This is a genomic window from Bradyrhizobium sp. CCBAU 45394, from assembly GCF_028128655.1.
GTDB classification, from domain to species: Bacteria; Pseudomonadota; Alphaproteobacteria; order Rhizobiales; family Xanthobacteraceae; genus Bradyrhizobium; species Bradyrhizobium diazoefficiens.
Genome location: NZ_LBIX01000171.1, coordinates 145,141 through 160,783, shown reverse-complemented (window position 1 = coordinate 160,783; position 15,643 = coordinate 145,141). Strand labels below are relative to the sequence as shown.

The 15,643-nt window shown below is 65.0% G+C and carries 16 protein-coding genes and 1 tRNA gene; 7 read left to right on the top strand and 10 right to left on the bottom strand.

The features are described 5' to 3' along the window. The first annotated feature begins 96 nt into the window (after nt 1–96). The gene (locus tag WN73_RS28715) at nt 97–1,485 is read left to right on the top strand and encodes a flavin monoamine oxidase family protein (protein WP_011083529.1); all 1,389 of its coding nucleotides are present in this window, start codon (nt 97–99) and stop codon (nt 1,483–1,485) included. A gap of 167 nt (nt 1,486–1,652) precedes the next feature. On the opposite strand, the gene WN73_RS28710 is transcribed toward WN73_RS28715, so the two are convergent. The 3 genes from WN73_RS28710 to pheS are packed head-to-tail and all read right to left on the bottom strand — an operon-like array spanning nt 1,653 to nt 5,964. After that, nucleotides 1,653–2,423 carry a sulfite exporter TauE/SafE family protein gene (locus WN73_RS28710; RefSeq protein ID WP_271555714.1) on the bottom strand — a complete coding sequence of 257 codons (771 nt, stop codon included), beginning with the start codon at nt 2,421–2,423 and terminating at the stop codon, nt 1,653–1,655. A gap of 53 nt (nt 2,424–2,476) precedes the next feature. Then, on the bottom strand, nt 2,477–4,885 hold the full coding sequence (gene pheT, locus WN73_RS28705; protein WP_271555713.1) for a phenylalanine--tRNA ligase subunit beta: 2,409 nt from the start codon (nt 4,883–4,885) through the stop codon (nt 2,477–2,479). Further along, nucleotides 4,882–5,964, bottom strand: coding sequence for a phenylalanine--tRNA ligase subunit alpha (gene pheS, locus WN73_RS28700; RefSeq protein WP_011083532.1), 1,083 nt, complete (start codon nt 5,962–5,964; stop codon nt 4,882–4,884). The genes pheT and pheS overlap by 4 nt, the downstream gene beginning before the upstream one ends. Before the next feature lie 150 nt (nt 5,965–6,114). Here pheS and WN73_RS28695 point away from each other — a divergent pair, with 150 nt between their 5' ends. Then, nucleotides 6,115–6,528: a hypothetical protein gene (locus WN73_RS28695; protein WP_271555712.1), complete on the top strand. Its 414-nt coding sequence runs from the start codon at nt 6,115–6,117 to the stop codon at nt 6,526–6,528. 32 nt (nt 6,529–6,560) lie between these two features. On the opposite strand, the gene rplT is transcribed toward WN73_RS28695, so the two are convergent. Further along, entirely contained in the window at nt 6,561–6,920 is a 360-nt protein-coding gene (gene rplT / locus WN73_RS28690; protein WP_011083533.1) for a 50S ribosomal protein L20, read from the bottom strand. 80 nt (nt 6,921–7,000) lie between these two features. Further along, a complete protein-coding gene (gene rpmI / locus WN73_RS28685; RefSeq protein ID WP_008539890.1) occupies nt 7,001–7,201 on the bottom strand; it encodes a 50S ribosomal protein L35 in 201 nt (66 codons plus the stop codon). Between the two features lie 273 nt (nt 7,202–7,474). Between rpmI and WN73_RS28680 the strand changes: the two genes are divergently transcribed. Then, entirely contained in the window at nt 7,475–7,870 is a 396-nt protein-coding gene (locus WN73_RS28680) for a hypothetical protein (protein ID WP_271555711.1), read from the top strand. A 62-nt stretch (nt 7,871–7,932) separates the two neighbouring features. Here WN73_RS28680 and infC read toward each other — a convergent pair whose 3' ends face one another. Beyond that, on the bottom strand, nt 7,933–8,472 hold the full coding sequence (infC, locus tag WN73_RS28675) for a translation initiation factor IF-3 (RefSeq protein ID WP_011083535.1): 540 nt from the start codon (nt 8,470–8,472) through the stop codon (nt 7,933–7,935). A 249-nt stretch (nt 8,473–8,721) separates the two neighbouring features. Here infC and WN73_RS28670 point away from each other — a divergent pair, with 249 nt between their 5' ends. Further along, nucleotides 8,722–9,546, top strand: coding sequence for an alpha/beta hydrolase (locus WN73_RS28670; protein WP_060909573.1), 825 nt, complete (start codon nt 8,722–8,724; stop codon nt 9,544–9,546). A gap of 242 nt (nt 9,547–9,788) precedes the next feature. Next, entirely contained in the window at nt 9,789–10,256 is a 468-nt protein-coding gene (locus WN73_RS28665) for a nuclear transport factor 2 family protein (RefSeq protein ID WP_271555710.1), read from the top strand. Between the two features lie 141 nt (nt 10,257–10,397). Here the strand turns inward: WN73_RS28665 and WN73_RS28660 are convergent, their stop codons facing one another. The 3 genes from WN73_RS28660 to WN73_RS28650 all read right to left on the bottom strand — a co-directional run bounded on the left by WN73_RS28660 (nt 10,398) and on the right by WN73_RS28650 (nt 13,186). Further along, the gene (locus tag WN73_RS28660) at nt 10,398–11,195 is read right to left on the bottom strand and encodes an acyl-CoA thioesterase domain-containing protein (protein ID WP_271555709.1); all 798 of its coding nucleotides are present in this window, start codon (nt 11,193–11,195) and stop codon (nt 10,398–10,400) included. Nucleotides 11,196–11,366: 171 nt separating this feature from the next. Further along, on the bottom strand, nt 11,367–12,545 hold the full coding sequence (queG, locus tag WN73_RS28655) for a tRNA epoxyqueuosine(34) reductase QueG (protein ID WP_271555708.1): 1,179 nt from the start codon (nt 12,543–12,545) through the stop codon (nt 11,367–11,369). After that, nucleotides 12,494–13,186 carry a glutathione S-transferase family protein gene (locus WN73_RS28650; RefSeq protein WP_011083540.1) on the bottom strand — a complete coding sequence of 231 codons (693 nt, stop codon included), beginning with the start codon at nt 13,184–13,186 and terminating at the stop codon, nt 12,494–12,496. Before WN73_RS28650 ends, queG begins: the two co-directional genes overlap by 52 nt. Nucleotides 13,187–13,355: 169 nt before the next feature. Here WN73_RS28650 and WN73_RS28645 point away from each other — a divergent pair, with 169 nt between their 5' ends. Beyond that, the gene (locus tag WN73_RS28645; protein WP_011083541.1) at nt 13,356–14,162 is read left to right on the top strand and encodes an undecaprenyl-diphosphate phosphatase; all 807 of its coding nucleotides are present in this window, start codon (nt 13,356–13,358) and stop codon (nt 14,160–14,162) included. 220 nt (nt 14,163–14,382) lie between these two features. Here WN73_RS28645 and WN73_RS28640 read toward each other — a convergent pair whose 3' ends face one another. After that, nucleotides 14,383–15,348 carry a complex I NDUFA9 subunit family protein gene (locus WN73_RS28640; protein ID WP_028172481.1) on the bottom strand — a complete coding sequence of 322 codons (966 nt, stop codon included), beginning with the start codon at nt 15,346–15,348 and terminating at the stop codon, nt 14,383–14,385. Between the two features lie 150 nt (nt 15,349–15,498). Here WN73_RS28640 and WN73_RS28635 point away from each other — a divergent pair. Beyond that, nucleotides 15,499–15,585: transfer RNA gene (locus WN73_RS28635), tRNA-Leu, on the top strand. The last annotated feature ends 58 nt before the right edge of the window (nt 15,586–15,643 follow it).

Here is a 15,643-nt window from a genome sequence, read left to right as displayed (position 1 = left end):
GCACGATTGATTCACCATGATGGTTGCCGTGCAACATGAGATACGGCAAGGTTCGCTGGCTGTTCCCGTTTGCCGCAAGTCTCCGGAAACCATGACATGACAATCACGCGCCGCGGTTTCCTTTCGGCGTCGGCGGCCTTTGCCGCGATGCCGGTCCTGCGCGCAACCGCCGCACCCCTGCCGCGCGAGGCTGACATCGTCGTGATCGGCGCGGGGGCCGCCGGAATTGCCGCAGCGCGGCGCATCATGGCGGCCAATCGCAAGGTCGTGGTGGTCGAGGCGGCATCGCAGATCGGCGGCCGCTGCATCACCGATACCACGACCTTCGACGTACCGTTCGATCGCGGTGCGCGCTGGATGCATAATCCCGAGACCAATCCGATGATCCGGCTGGCGCGCAGCGCGGGCCTCGACGTGCTGCCGGCGCCATCGGGCCAGAAGATGCGCATCGGCCGCCGCAACGCGCGCGCCGGCGAGACCGAGGAATTCCTGGCGGCGCTGGTGCGCGCCAACCGCGCCATCGACGAGGCCGCGCGTGGCAAGCTCGATACTTCCTGCGCCTCCGTGCTGCCGAAGGATCTCGGCGACTGGGCGGGCGCGGCCGAGTTCATGCTGGGCGCGAGCTTTGCCGGCAAGGACCTGAAGGAGCTTTCTGCGATCGACAAGGCACGCGCGCAGGACCGCAATGCCGCGATCGCCTGCCGTCAGGGCCTGGGTACGCTCATCACGAAGCTCGGCGAGCAGGCGCCGGTCGCGCTGTCGACGCCGGCAAGCCGCATCAGCTGGAGCAATCGCGACGTCAGTGTTGAGACGCAGGGAGGCAAGATCGCCGCGCGCGCCGCCATCGTCACGGTCTCGACCAACGTGCTGACCGCGGGCGCGATCAAGTTCGCACCCGATATTCCCAAGCGCACGTTGGACGCGGCGTCAAAGCTCAGCCTCGGCAGCTACGACCACATCGTGCTGCAACTGCCGGGCAATCCGCTTGGTCTTGCGCGCGACGACATCCTCATCGAGCAGAGCAATTCGACGCGCACCGCGCTGCTGTTCGCCAATATCGGCGGCTCCTCGCTGTGCTCGATCGACGTCGGCGGCTCGTTCGGCCGCGATCTGTCGGAGCAGGGCGAGAAGGCGATGGCGGCCTTCGCGAAGGAATGGATCGCAAAGCTGTTCGGCAGCGAGGCCGCGGCCATCGTGCAGAAGACCAGCGCGACGCGCTGGAATGCCTCGCCCTTCGTAATGGGCGCGATGTCGGCGTCCTCGCCCGGCGGTCAGCTCTCGCGAAAGATCCTGACCGAGCCGATCGGCAACCTGTTCCTCGCCGGCGAAGCCACCCACGAGACGCTGTGGGGCACCGTCGACGGCGCCTGGGAAAGCGGCGAGCGCGCCGCGGACGCAGCGCTGCGCAAAATCGGCGCGCTCAAGGACGAGCCGGCCGATGTGCCGACGCAATCGACGAAGAAGCGGCGGGCGCCGCGCCAGTAGGGGAATTGATTCAGCTGTCGTCCTGGACAAGCGCAGCGAAGCGGAGCGCAGATCCAGGACCCATTACCCCAAGAAGTAGTTTGGCGAAGACTCGGAGTGACCCGCTCGCACTACAAGCGTTGACCGGGGTGATGGGTCCTGCCTTTCGCCAGGACGACATTGGGGAGTTAGCGCAAAATCCCATCCAGCGCCGGCAGCCCAAAAACAACCGCCATCGCGATCAGCACATAGCAGATGCCGCGAAATACTTTTTCGCTGGCGCGGCCGAACAGCGAGGCGCCGAATGCGACGCCGATGGCGTAGACCGGACCGACGATGAGCGAGAGCATCAGCGATTCGCGGCTGATCAGGCCTGTCGTCGCGTAACTGACCATCGAGAAGAAATCCGACGCGCCGAAGAACAACAGGATGTTGGCGCGCGCGACGATCGACGGGATCGGGCGGCCGAGCCAGTAGCCGACGATCGGCGGCCCGCCGGTCTGCGCCAGCCCGCTGCAGAAGCCTGAGAGGCCGCCGATGCCGACCGAGAGCCAGGAGTGGTCCTTGCCGCGATAGCGCCAGCCCGACAGCAGCAGCAGCAATAGCGCGGCGACGAAGCTGGAGATGATCCAGCGCGTGGTGACGGGCTCGAGCACGCTGAGGAAATAGGTGCCGATGGGCACGCCGATCAGCGCGCCGAGCACTATCACGGCGGTGGCCTTGCGGTCGGCCTTGCGCCACGCGTCGGGCAGCAGCGGCAGCGCTGCGACGAAATCGATCACGAGCAGCAGGGCGGCAACGAGCCGCGGCGCCGCGAAGCTGCTCGCCAGCGGCATGAAGATCAGCGCCGAGCCGAAGCCGGAGAAGCCGCGCGCGGTACCCGAGACGAAAGCGACGGCGCAGAGCGCCATCGCAATGGTGAGGCTGACGTCCTTCGGGAGGAAGTCCGTGAGACTCATGCTTTATTTCTGGAGCATGATGTTGTCCGAAAACCGCTTCACACTTTTCGGCATCATGCTCTCAGCGTGCCGCCGGTCTTCTTCGTCACCTCCGCCACGACCTTCGCGGCGACGGCCTCGATCTCCTGGTCGGTCAGGGTCTTCTCGCGCGGCTGGATCGTCACCGCGATCGCGATCGACTTCTTGCCGTCATCGATGCCCTTGCCCTCGTAGACGTCGAACACGTTGACGCCGGTGATCAGCTTCTTGTCGACGCCTTGCGCGGCGCGCACGATGTCGCCGGCCTTCACGGCGCGGTCGACGATGAAGGCGAAGTCGCGCGACACCGGCTGGAAGGCCGACAGCTCGATCAAGGGCTTGGCGCGGGTCGGCCTCTTCTTGGCCTCGGGGACGCGGTCGAGGATGACCTCGAACACCATCAGCGGACCGTCGGCGCCGAGCGCTTCCAGCGCGCGCGGATGCATCTCGCCGAAATAGCCGAGCACGTTCTGCGGGCCGATCTGGATCGTGCCGGAACGCCCCGGATGCAGCCAGCCGGGACCGCCGGCGACGATCTGGAGCGCCTGCATCGGCGCGCCGGCAGCGGCCAGCACCGCCAGCGCATCGGCCTTGGCGTCGAACAGATCAGCCTGCACCGAGCCTGACCAGTGCCGTCCGAGACCCTCGGACGAGGCAAAGCCGCGGCGCACGCCGCTCGCCGCCATGAACTGATCCTGCGGGCGATCGCCCTTGAACACCTGGCCGACCTCGAACAGCGCGACATCGCCGAAGCCGCGATCGGCATTGGCCTGCGCCGCCGCGATCAGGCCCGCCAGCAGAGTCGGGCGCATGTCGGAGAGATCAGATGCGATCGGGTTGGCGACTTCGAGTTCGCGCTGGCCGCCGCCGAACAGTTTTGCCGCAGACTTCGTGATGAACGACCACGTCACCGCCTCGATGATGCCACGGCTCGCGAGCGCGCGCCGCGCGCGGCGGGTGCGGAGCTGGAGCGGGGTCAGCACCGGTTTGCGCGCATCATCGCCGCGCTCGAACGGCGTCATCGGCACCTTGTCGACGCCGTAGATGCGGACGATCTCCTCGACGATGTCGGCCTTGCCGTGCACATCGGTGCGCCACGAAGGCACCGCGACCTTCACCACCGGACCGGGGCCCGCCATCATGAAGCCGAGATGGGTCAGGATGCGCTTCATCTCCGGCTGCGGCACCTCGATGCCGGACAGGCGCTTGACCTCGGTCACCGGGAAATCGATCACGCGGTCATCGCCGAAGGCCTTGCCGACGACGACGTTCTCGGACGGCGCGCCGCCGCACATCTCCATCACGAGTTTCGTGGCGAGCTCCAGCCCCGGCACCATGAACGCCGGATCGACGCCGCGCTCGAAGCGGTAGCGCGCATCCGAGTTGATGCCGAGCTTGCGGCCGGTCTGCGCGATATTGATCTCGTTCCACAGCGCCGATTCGATCAGCACGTCGGTGGTGTTCTCGTCGCAGCCGGAAGCCTCGCCGCCCATGATGCCGGCGAGCGATTCGACGCCGTGCTCATCGGCGATCACGCAGGTCGCGGGATCGAGATTGTAGGTGCGGCCGTCGAGCGCGAGCAGCGTCTCGCCGTCGCGGGCGCGTCGCACCACGAGATTGCCCTTCACCTTCCTGGCGTCGAACACGTGCAGCGGGCGCGCGCGGTCGTAGGTCATGAAGTTGGTGATGTCGACCAGCGCGTTGATCGGACGCAGTCCGATCGCGGTCAGCCGCTTCTGCAGCCATTCCGGCGACGGGCCGTTCTTGACGCCGCGCACGAGGCGAAGCGCGAAGCCCGGACAGAGCGTGGCGTCCTCGACCGTGACCTTCACGGGACAAGGGAATTCGCCCTTGATCGGCTTGATGGTCGGGTCCTTGAACTTGCCCATGTCGGCGGCGGCGAGGTCGCGCGCGATGCCGTGCACGCCGGTGCAGTCCTGCCGGTTCGGCGTCAAATTGATCTCGATCACGGGATCGCCGAGCGCGGCCCATTCGGCGTAAGCAGCGCCGATCGGCGCGTCCGCCGGCAATTCCATGATGCCGTCATGGTCGTTGGAGATCTGGAGCTCGGCCGCCGAGCACAGCATGCCGCGGCTCTCGACGCCGCGGATGGTGCCGACGCCCAGCGTGATGTCCTTGCCCGGAATGTAGGTGCCGGGGGCCGAGAACACGCTGACGAGACCCGCGCGCGCATTCGGCGCGCCGCACACGACCTGCACCGGCGCACCACCGTCGCCGGTGTCCACCATGCAGACGCGCAGGCGATCCGCGTTCGGATGCTGCTCGGCCGAGATCACCTTCGCGATGGTGAAAGGCTTCAGCGCCTTCGCCTTGTCCTCGATGTTCTCGACCTCGAGCCCGATCATGGTGAGCTTCTCGGCGAGCCTGTCCAGCGGCTCGTCGGTCTCGAGATGATCCTTCAGCCAGGAGAGGGTGAATTTCACGAGCTCAGCCCTCCCGCGAGAGTCGGCACTTCGAGCGGCTTGAAGCCGTAATGGGACAGCCAGCGGACGTCGCTGTCGAACAGCTGGCGCAAATCGGCGATGCCGTATTTCAGCATGGCGATGCGGTCGATGCCCATGCCCCAGGCAAAGCCCTGGTACTCGTCGGGATCGATGCCGCAGGCGCGCAGCACGTTCGGGTGCACCATGCCGCAGCCGAGAATCTCCAGCCAGTCCTCGCCCTCGCCGAAGCGGATCTCACCCTTGTCGCGGCGGCACTGGATGTCGACTTCCAGCGACGGCTCGGTGAACGGGAAGAACGACGGCCGGAAGCGCATGTTGATGTGGTCGACCTCGAAGAACGCCTTGCAGAACTCGTGCAGGATCCATTTGAGGTGGCCGAGATGCGAGTGCTTGTCGATGACGAGCCCCTCGACCTGGTGGAATTGCGGCGTGTGGGTCGCATCCGAATCGATGCGGTAGGTGCGGCCCGGGCAGATCACGCGGATCGGCGGCTTCTGGCTCAGCATCGTGCGCACCTGCACCGGCGAGGTGTGGGTCCGCAGCAGCATGCGCGAGCCGTCCTCCTTCGGATGGAAGAAGAAGGTGTCGTGCATCTCGCGCGCGGGATGGCCTTCCGGGAAGTTCAGCTTGGTGAAGTTGTAGTCATCGGTCTCGATGTCAGGACCTTCGGCGACCGAGAAGCCCATGTCGGCGAAGATCGTCGTCAGCTCGTCCCAGACCTGGCTCAGCGGATGGATGCGGCCGGCATCGGTCGGCGCCTCGCGCAGCGGCAGCGTCACGTCGATGGTTTCGGACGCGAGCCGCGCATCGAGCGCCGCCGACTTCAAGACGTCGCGCCTTGCTGCGAGCGCCTCGGTGACCTTGTCCTTGGCCTGGTTGATCGCGGCGCCCTGCGTCTTGCGGTCGTCCGGCGACATCTTGCCGAGCGTGGCAAGCAGCGCGGAAATCGAACCCTTCTTGCCGAGGGCTGCGACGCGTACCGCTTCGAGGGCGGCTTCGTCGCCGGCGGCGGCGACCTGATCGAGGATGGATGTTTCGAGCGTTGCGAGGTCGGACACAGTCAAATCCTTGCTGCTAAATTCGGCTGGGTTGTCGCCGCCGGAAGGCCGTAACGTCAAGCGAAAAGCCGGTTATTTCGGGCTGAAGAACGGCTGGGTTGAACCTCGCGCGGGGCGCTGGCACCAAGGGGGATACGAGGAGACTTCGTGATGCTCTCAAGGTCCTGCCTGGCCATTCTGGCCGTCGTTCTATCGGTTGCCGGCACCCCGGCACGCGCCATGGTCTGCATGGAGAAGTCCATGACGCTGGACGAGGTCGTCGACACCATCAACGCCCAGAAGGGCTGCGAAAGCGCGATGAAGGTGTTTCAGGATTGCCAGTTGACCGCGAGCGGCGATGTCCAGCTCGGCGCCGCCGTCGAGAAGAAATGCGAGGCGGACTTCATGCCCGGCCTCAACGCTGCGCAGAAACAGGCCTATCAACGCGAGATGCGCGTCTGCGACCGAAAGTACCGGAATAAATCCGGCACCATGTATCTGTCGTTCGCAGCATTCTGCCGGGCGGAGGTCGCCCAGCGTTACTCGCAACGCGCGCGGCAGGCTGCGGGCCCCAAGAACCGCTAGTCAAGAATCGTTAGGCCCGCGCGCGAGAGACCTCAGGCCGCGAGCGCGGCCTTGGCCTTCTCGGCGATCGCCTGGAACGACGCGGGCTCGTTGATCGCGAGATCCGACAGCACCTTGCGGTCCACGGTGATGCCCGACTTGGCGAGACCGTCGATAAATCGGCTGTAGGTCAGGCCGAACGGACGCACAGCGGCGTTGAGACGCTGGATCCAGAGCGCGCGGAACGTCCGCTTCTTGCGCTTGCGGTCGCGGAAGGCGTACTGCTGGGCCTTCTCCACGGCCGGCTTGGCGGCGCGGATGGTGTTCTTGCGGCGGCCGTAGAAGCCCTTGGCGGCCTTGTAGACTTTCTTGTGCTTGGCGTGGGCGGTCACACCGCGTTTGACGCGAGACATGACAAAAATCCTTCAGAGATGACTTGGTTTTCGGATCGCCGCGGAAGGCGCGGCTGAGGCGGCAGTGATCGTGGACGCGGTCAGGCGTTCGGCAAGAAGTACTTCTTGACGTTGTCGCCGTCGGTCTTGAACAGCACGCGGGTGCCGCGAAGCTGACGGATCTGCTTCTTCGTCCGCTTGATCATGCCGTGACGCTTGCCGCGCTGGGCGTGCATCACTTTGCCGGTGGCAGTCACCTTGAAGCGCTTTTTAGCGCCCGATTTGGTCTTCAGCTTGGGCATTTGGCTCTCCTAATGGCCACAGAAATCCGCCCGCGAAGGCGGCTGGCCGTCAAAAATGCTCGTTAGAGCGTTGATTGTGCTCAGGTTTCTACGAACAAGCGCGAAACCCGCACGAAACACCGCCACGGCAGCCCTTAATCAGCCGGGCGATGAAGGCTGGGCTTATGCCAGAGGACAACCCAAATGGCAACGATGAACCGCCGAAACCCGCCCGCCGACTATCCGGAATTGCTACCCTCATGTCCAAGCCGTGTCGCCCGGAGCAGCACCAAAATGGCCCATTTCTCGCGATTTGTTCCAAAATTTACCCACCTGCGCCGCCTGGCGCTGCTTGCCGCAGTCGCCGCTGCCGTGCTGCCGTCCAATGCCGATGCCCGCATCGGCGGCTATGACGGCATCTGGAACGTCACCTTCGCCACCACCCGCGGCAATTGCAGCTCGGGCTACAGCGTCCCCTTCACCGTGACCGGCGGCCGCGTCTCGTCAGCCGGCGGCGGCCGGGTCTCGGGCAGGGTCAAGCGCTCCGGCATGGTGGCGGTCTATGTCTCCGTCGGCGCGTCCCATGCCAGCGGGGGCGGCCGGCTTGCCGGCGTAAACGGCGCCGGCTCGTGGCGCGGCATCATTTCCGGCGACCAGTGCAGCGGCACCTGGCACGCGACGCGAAGCTGACACACAAACGGCCCGCCGGAGATCCGGACGGGCCGTTAACTCTCAATTCCAAATAACTGGCGTCAGCGCGGCGCCAGCACCATGACGACCTGACGGCCTTCGAACCGCGCGTCCTGCTCGACCTTGGCGAGCTCGGCGACGTCGGTTTTGATCTTGTCCAGAAGCTTGGTGCCGATCTCCTGGTGCGCCATTTCACGGCCGCGATAGCGCAGCGTGATCTTGACCTTGTCGCCCTCTTCGAAGAACCGCTGCATCGCGCGCATCTTCACGTCGTAATCGTGATCGTCGATCATCGGGCGGAGCTTGATCTCCTTGATCTCGACGGTCTTCTGCCGCTTGCGGGCTTCGGCGGCTTTCTTCTGAGCGGAATACTTGTACTTCCCGTAGTCCATGATCTTGCAGACGGGAGGGCTGGTATTCGGCGAAATCTCGACCAGATCCATGCCAGCTTCCTGGGCCATCTTGATGGCGACGACGGTCTCGACCGTGCCTTTGTTGTCACCGGTCTGATCGATCAGCTGGATCTGCGCATTGCGGATATCATCATTGATGCGCGGCCCGTCTTTGCTGGCAGCGGGCGGAGCTTTATTAGGACGGCGAATGGGTGGTTCTCCAAAGTTGTGAAAGAAGCGGCTATTTTGAAGGAAGATGCGTTTGCCGGCAAGCAAGTCGCGTACGCGAAGCGAAAAACCCTCAAATGCGAGGCATTTTGGACACGCCCCCGGGCACGCTGACCGACATAGACACCTTGCCTCTGTTCCGCAAGCGTCCCAAAGGGCCAATGCCGGTGTCCGGCGGCACCACGGAATACGCCCAGACAGCTCAAACCACACAGTCAGAGTAAACGTTCCATGACCGATGCAATTCCCGATACCGTGCTCGATTTCATCGATGTGGGCGAGGGCGCGTCCGCGCGCAGGATCGCGGTGCGCCGCCGCGCCGGAAAGGGGCCCGGCCTCGTCTGGCTCGGCGGGTTCAAGTCGGACATGCAGGGCAGCAAGGCGCTGGCGCTGGACGCCTGGGCTGGGGATCACTGCCGCGCCGCGGTCCGGTTCGACTATTCCGGCCACGGCGAATCGGGCGGCGATTTCGCCGACGGAACCATCGGGCGCTGGCTGGAGGAGAGCGTCGCGGTGTTCGAGCGGTTCTGCGACGGCCCGCAGATCCTGATCGGCTCCTCCATGGGCGGCTGGATGGCGCTGCTGCTCGCGCGCGAGATCAGGAAGCGCCAGGAGAACCGGCAGGAGAACCAACAGGAGAACCAGCAAGAGAGCGCGTCGCTCGCCGGCCTCGTGCTGATCGCGCCGGCGCCCGACTTCACCGAGGAGCTGATGTGGAAGAATTTTCCGGCTGCGGTGAAGAAGGAGATCGAGACCAAGGGCGTCTGGCTGCGGCCGTCCGAGTATGGCGACGGCTCGCCCTATCCGATCACGCGGAATCTGATCGAGGAGGGCCGCAACCATCTCGTGCTCGGCGGCGCCATCGATCTCGGCTGTCCCGTCCGCATCCTGCAAGGAGCACAGGACCCTGATGTGCCCTGGCAGCACGCGTTCGCGCTGACGCACCGTCTGCCGGCCGACGACGTCGTGCTGACCCTGATCCAGGATGGCGACCACCGCCTCTCGCGCCCGCAGGACATCGCGCGCATTCTTGCCGCGGTGGCCGAGATCGGGTGACATGATTTTCTTCCTTCCCCCTTGTGGGGGAAGGTGGCATAGGCGGCCTTCGGCCGCCGTTCTTAAAAACGCCGATGCTTCGCATCGGCTACGGCGCCGGATGAGGGGTTTTCTCCGCATACTCGAATGCGAGTTGGATTTGCGGAAGCAACCCCTCACCCGTCTCAATCGCGCAAAGCGCGATTGATCCACCCTCTCCCACAAGGGGAGAGGGGAAGAAGAAACTCTGGGAGGCAAATACAATGTCCACCACCGCCATGCTGCGCGCCTTCTGCGACGCTGTCGAACAGCGCAACGGCCGCGCGTTTGCCGATCTCTTCACCGAGGACGGCGTCTATCACGATGTCTTCTACGGCGCGTTCGCAGGCCGCGAGAAGATCGCCGCCATGATCGATGACTGGTTCTATCGCACGGCGACCGACTTTCGCTGGGACATGCATGATCCCGTAACCGACGGCACCACGCTCTATGCGCGCTACACTTTCAGCTATCGTTCGACCTTGCCGGAAGCGAACGGCGCGCGTGCGATGTTCGAAGGTGTCGCGATCATGACGCTGAAGGGCGGCAGGATCGCGAGCTATCACGAGGTCGCCAACACCGCGCCGGCGTTCGTCGATTTGAAGTTCGCGCCTGAAAGAATTGCGAAGATCGTCGCCAGGCAGGGCGCGGAGCTGAAGGCGCGGCCGGAGATGAAGCGGCATCTGCGGTAGCTCTCTCCCCTCGTCATTCCGGGGCGCGCCACTTGGCGCGAGCCCGGAATCCATTTCGCCTCTCGGCCTGCGGCTCGATGGATTCCGGGTCTGCGCCTGACGGCGCATTCCGGAATGACAAAGTCGAGAGACCTCGTATCTCTACCGCTTCGACGGATTCGCCATCGGCTTGCGCTGTGCCAGCGCGGCGACGGTGGCCGTGCCGATCGGGCCCTGTTCGTCGTAGAGCCAGCATTCGCCGATCGCGACGCCGTCGGTGGCCTGGTGGTTCACCACGTCGAAGCCGATCCAGTTCGTGACCGGCAGGCGGTGCAGATAGATCGTCACGTCGCTGTTGATGTAGCCGAGCCCCTTGTCGCCGGCGTTCGCAAAGGGGCTGGCGAAATCGGCACCAACAGCGACATGCACGAACGGCGTCATCGGCACGCCGGCAACGAGCTCGCGCACCTCGCTCATCCAGAGCCGGCGCGGACCGAGCGAGCCCATATGGCCGACGATCGGCCGCGTCGTCCATTTGCCGTGCATGCCAAGCCTGGGATCGGTCGGCTTGGGAATGTCGGCCGGCTTCGGCACGTCCCAGTTCGGCGGCGACCAGACATTGCCATCAGGGTTCTGCGTCCGGCGCAGCAACTGGCACGACGCGCGCGCCATGCCGACGCCGCCGGAGACAAATTCCGCCTCGACCACGCGGATGCGCAGGCCGTCACGCACGAGCCGCGTCGTCACTTCGATCGGCTTGTCGATCGTCGGCAGCCGAAACATGTCGACGGTGAGCCGCGCCGGCACGAATTCAGGGCCGGAATGGCGTTCCTCGATGGCGAAGCCGAGCAGGCCGACGATGACGCGTCCGTGCAGCGATTTCGGATCCCACGGGCCATTGGCGACTTCCGTCGGATGGAATGTATCGCCGTCGCGGGTGAAGAAAGGCATGTCTGTCATGACGCGCGACCTTGAAGGAACGCGCGGGGAAATCAAGGGCGCCCGTTCTCCTCGTTCTCCGCTGTCATCGCCCGCGAAGGCGGGCGATCCAGTACTCCGAGACGGTTGTGGTTCAATCGATAGGCCTCGGCGTACTGGATGCCCCGCCTTCGCGGGGCATGACACCGAGAATTAGGTGGCGAGGTCCCACTCCTCACGCACGCCTTCGTCGTGCTCGTTGCCCATCGCGACGGATCTCATCGCCTCAAACGCATCCCGCGCCACCAACTGCGCCAGCGCCCACACCGCAGCACCGCGCACCAATGCGCTCTCATCCCCCAGCAATCGCCGCGCCTCCTCGGCCAGCGCCGCTTCTCCCGAGTTGCCGATCGCGATCAGCACGTTGCGCAAGAAGCGATCGCGGCCGATGCGCTTGACCGGCGACTTCGTGAACAGCGCACGAAACGCCGCATCATCGAGCCGCGCCAATTCGGCGAGGCCAGGCGCGCGCAGCTCGTCGCGCGCGGCGAGCTTGGCCTCGCGTCCCGCCTGCGCAAACTTGTTCCAGGGGCAGGCGGCGAGGCAATCGTCACAGCCATAGATGCGGTTGCCGATGGCTTTGCGAAATTCGCGCGGGATCGCGCCCTTGTTCTCGATGGTGAGATACGAGATGCAGCGGCGCGCATCGAGCTTGTACGGCGCGGGGAACGCCGCGGTTGGGCAGATGTCGAGACAGGCCTGGCACGAGCCGCAATGATCGATCTCGGCTGTGTCGCGCGGCAAGTCGAGCGTGGTGTAGATCGCGCCGAGGAACAGCCAGGAGCCGAACTCGCGCGAGACGAGATTGGTGTGCTTGCCCTGCCAGCCCAGATGCGCGGCCTGCGCCAGCGGCTTTTCCATCACGGCGGCGGTGTCGACGAACACCTTCACTTCCGACGGTGCGGCCGCGACCAGCCAGCGCGCCAGCGCCTTCAGGCGCTTCTTGACCAGATCGTGATAGTCGTCTCCCTGCGCATAGACCGAGATCGCCGCGCGCGTGCGCTGCTCGAGGATCGCGAGGGGATCGGCGTCGGGGCCGTAATTGACGCCGAGCATGATGACGCTGCGCACGTCCTGCCACAGCCCGCGCGGATCGACGCGGCGCTCCGGCTGTGCTGCGAGCCAGTCCATGTCGCCATGGCCGCCCGAGGCGATGAATTCGCGGAAGTGTTTTCCGGCCGTCTCGATCGTGCCGGGCTCGGTCACGCCGATGCAGTCGAAGCCGAGCGCCTTTGCCTCGGTCGTCAACTTCGCCTTCAGTTCAGACAGATCGGCAGAGCTCAGAAATCCAGGTCCACATAGGTCCGCGACGCCGGCACGCCGGCGAGCCATTCGCTCAGCAGCGGGCGGAACGACGGGCGGGATTTCACCCGCGCGTACCACGCCTTTGCCGCGTCGTCCTCGCTCCATGGCACGTCGCCCAGATAGTCGATCGCCGAAAGATGCGCCGCGGCGGCGAGATCCGCGTAGGTGAGCCGGTCGCCGGCGAGGAAGTTACGCGTCTGCGCCAGCCAGCCGATATAGGCCAGATGATAGCGCACATTCGCCTTGGCGGCGCGCATCACGTCGGCCGAGGGCGCACCGCCGCCGTTCTCCTCGCTCATGAAGCGCTTGTAGATGCGCTCGGTGACGAGCGGGTGGGAGACCTCCTCGAAGAACTTCTCGTTGAACCAGGCCATCAGCCGGCGCACTTCGACGCGTTCGGGAAGCGTCTCCGGCATCAGGCGCTTGGGTCCCATCCCCGCGCCATAGGCCTCGTCGACATATTCGGCGATGATCGCCGCGCCCGGTATCGGCGGCTGTTCCTCGTCCACCAGGACCGGCGTGGTGCCGGCGGCATTGAGCAGCAGGAATGCCTCGCGCCGTTCCCAGCTGCGCTCTTCGACCAGCTTGAGGTCGAGCCCGTATTCGCCCGCGATCAAGCGGATGAAGCGCGAATGCGGACAGAACGGATGATGAAACAGCGTAAACATGAAGCCTTTGACTATTTGATGGTGCTTAAGAATCCATCAATGTTTGTGCGGCGCCACACTAGTCCTTCAAAACCGCGAAGCAAGAGCGTGATGTCGTATTTTGCGATTGCAGCATGAAGGCGAATAGGCGAGAAGAACCCCGCTTTTCCAGCGGAAATGGACCGTAAATATGTCAGATGCAATACGGGCAGTGATCCTCGGCATCATCGAGGGTGTGACCGAGTTCCTTCCCGTTTCCTCGACCGGCCACCTCCTGCTTGCGGAGCGCTTCTTCCATCTCGGCGAAGGCGCCTTCTGGGATTCGTTTACGGTTCTGATCCAGCTCGGTGCGATCCTCGCGATCGTCGGGCTGTACTTCAAGAAGCTGTGGGATGTCGTGATCGGCTTCTTCACGGGCGACACCTATTCGCGCCGTTTCGTGATCGGCGTGCTGGTGGCGTTCCTGCCGGCTGTCGTGGTCGGCCTCGTCGCCGGCAAGTACATCAAGAGTGTGCTGTTCAACCCGTGGGTCGTGTGCTTCACGCTGATCGTCGGCGGCGCCATCCTGCTCTGGGTCGACAAGCTCGACCTCAAGCCGCGCGAGCATGACGCCACCCGGTTTCCGCTGCTGATGTATCTCTATATCGGCATCGCGCAGTGCGTGGCGATGATCCCGGGCGTATCGCGCTCCGGCGCCAGCATCGTCGCCGCCATGCTGCTGGGCGCGGACAAGCGCGCGGCGGCGGAGTTCTCGTTCTTCCTCGCGATCCCCACCATGATCGGCGCTTTCGCCTATGACTTCTACAAGAACCGCTCCGAGATGACGATGGACCACATGGGCATCGTCGCGATCGGCTTCGTGGTGTCGTTCATCACCGCGGTCATCGTGGTGAAGACGTTTTTGACATACGTCACCCGCCACGGCTTCGTGGTGTTCGCCTGGTGGCGCGTCATCGTCGGCACGCTCGGCCTGATCGCGCTGGCGTTGGGGCGATAACTCTCGAAAGCTTGCTGACGGCGCCGGTCCTTGCCGCAAGGACGGTGCGCTCCCTCTCCCGCTTGCGGGAGAGGGCTGGGGAGAGGGTCTCTCCGCAGAGAGACTCCCGATGACGAGAAAGCCCTCACCGGCGCGCGGGACGATGCTTCGCATCGCCCGGAACGCGCCGACCTCTCCCGCGAGCGGGAGAGGTTAACCGAGCCCGCGGCCTAAGCGGGGCTCAAATGCTCATGCGCTGGAACTGCCCGGCGGCGCGGAAGCGCCAGAGATATTGCGGAGCGATCGCTTCCAGCGAATCCGCCGTGATGCCGAGGCCTTCCAGCGTCAGCCCAGCCGCCTTCGCCGCATCCGACACGACATTGTCGCGCTCGAGCAGCGTGACCTGGTCGGGCGTCAGCTTGAACGCGCCCGGCGCGAATTGCAGGAAGTTGGCCTGGAAGCGGGCAAGCCCAAACGGCAACGGCACCAGCGTCGGCTTGCGAGCGGTGATCTCGAGGATGGCCTCGATGATCTCGCGCATGGTCAGCACCTCCGGCCCGCCGAGCTCGTAGGTTGCGCCCGCCTTGGCCTTGCCGTCGACCGCATCCGCGATCGCGGTGGCGACATCGCCGACATAGACCGGCTGCATCTTCGTCTCGCCGCCGATCAGCGGCAGCACCGGCGACATCCGGGCCAGCGCCGCAAAGCGGTTGGTGAACTGGTCCTCGGGGCCGAACATCACTGAGGGACGGAAGATCGTGGCCGACGGCACCGCGGCCAGGACCGCCGCCTCGCCGGCCGCCTTGGCCTTGGCGTAGCGCGAGGGCGATTCCGCGTCGGCGCCGATCGCCGAGACATGCACCAGGCGGGCCCCTACGGCGGCCGCCGCCTTGGCGACCGTCTCGGCGCCCTTGGCCTGGACCGCGTCGAAGCTCTGTTTGCCACTCTCGGTGAGGATGCCGACCAGGTTGATCACGACATCCGAATCACGCAGCGCCGCCTCGACCGAGGCGGGGTAGCGCAGGTTGGCCTGCACCACATGGACCTGCCCGACCTTGCCGGAGGGCTGGAGGTATCCAGCCAGTTCCGGCCGCCGCACCGCGACCCGGACCCGGTAATCGCGCTTGCACAGCGCCCGGACGACATTCCGGCCCAAAAACCCCGATCCGCCGAAAACCGTGACGAGAGTTTCCAGATTCGATGCCATGGGGATCTTTTCCTGAGGGAGAGTGCGCCTGACGAGGCTTGTATCGGGCCGGTTTGCGATGCGCAATCCGCAAGCCGAAACATGGCTCAAGCATGAATTGACAACGGCGTCACCGAACCGTAGTAACCGCCTCCGTGCCCCAAACGGCATGCCCAGGTGGTGGAATTGGTAGACGCGCTGGCTTCAGGTGCCAGTGGCTTAACGGCCGTGAAGGTTCGAGTCCTTTCCTGGGCACCATTTTGCGGGATCTGGACCCAAAATGGGGTCGCTCCCGGTCTGCGTCGCCGTCGCGAAG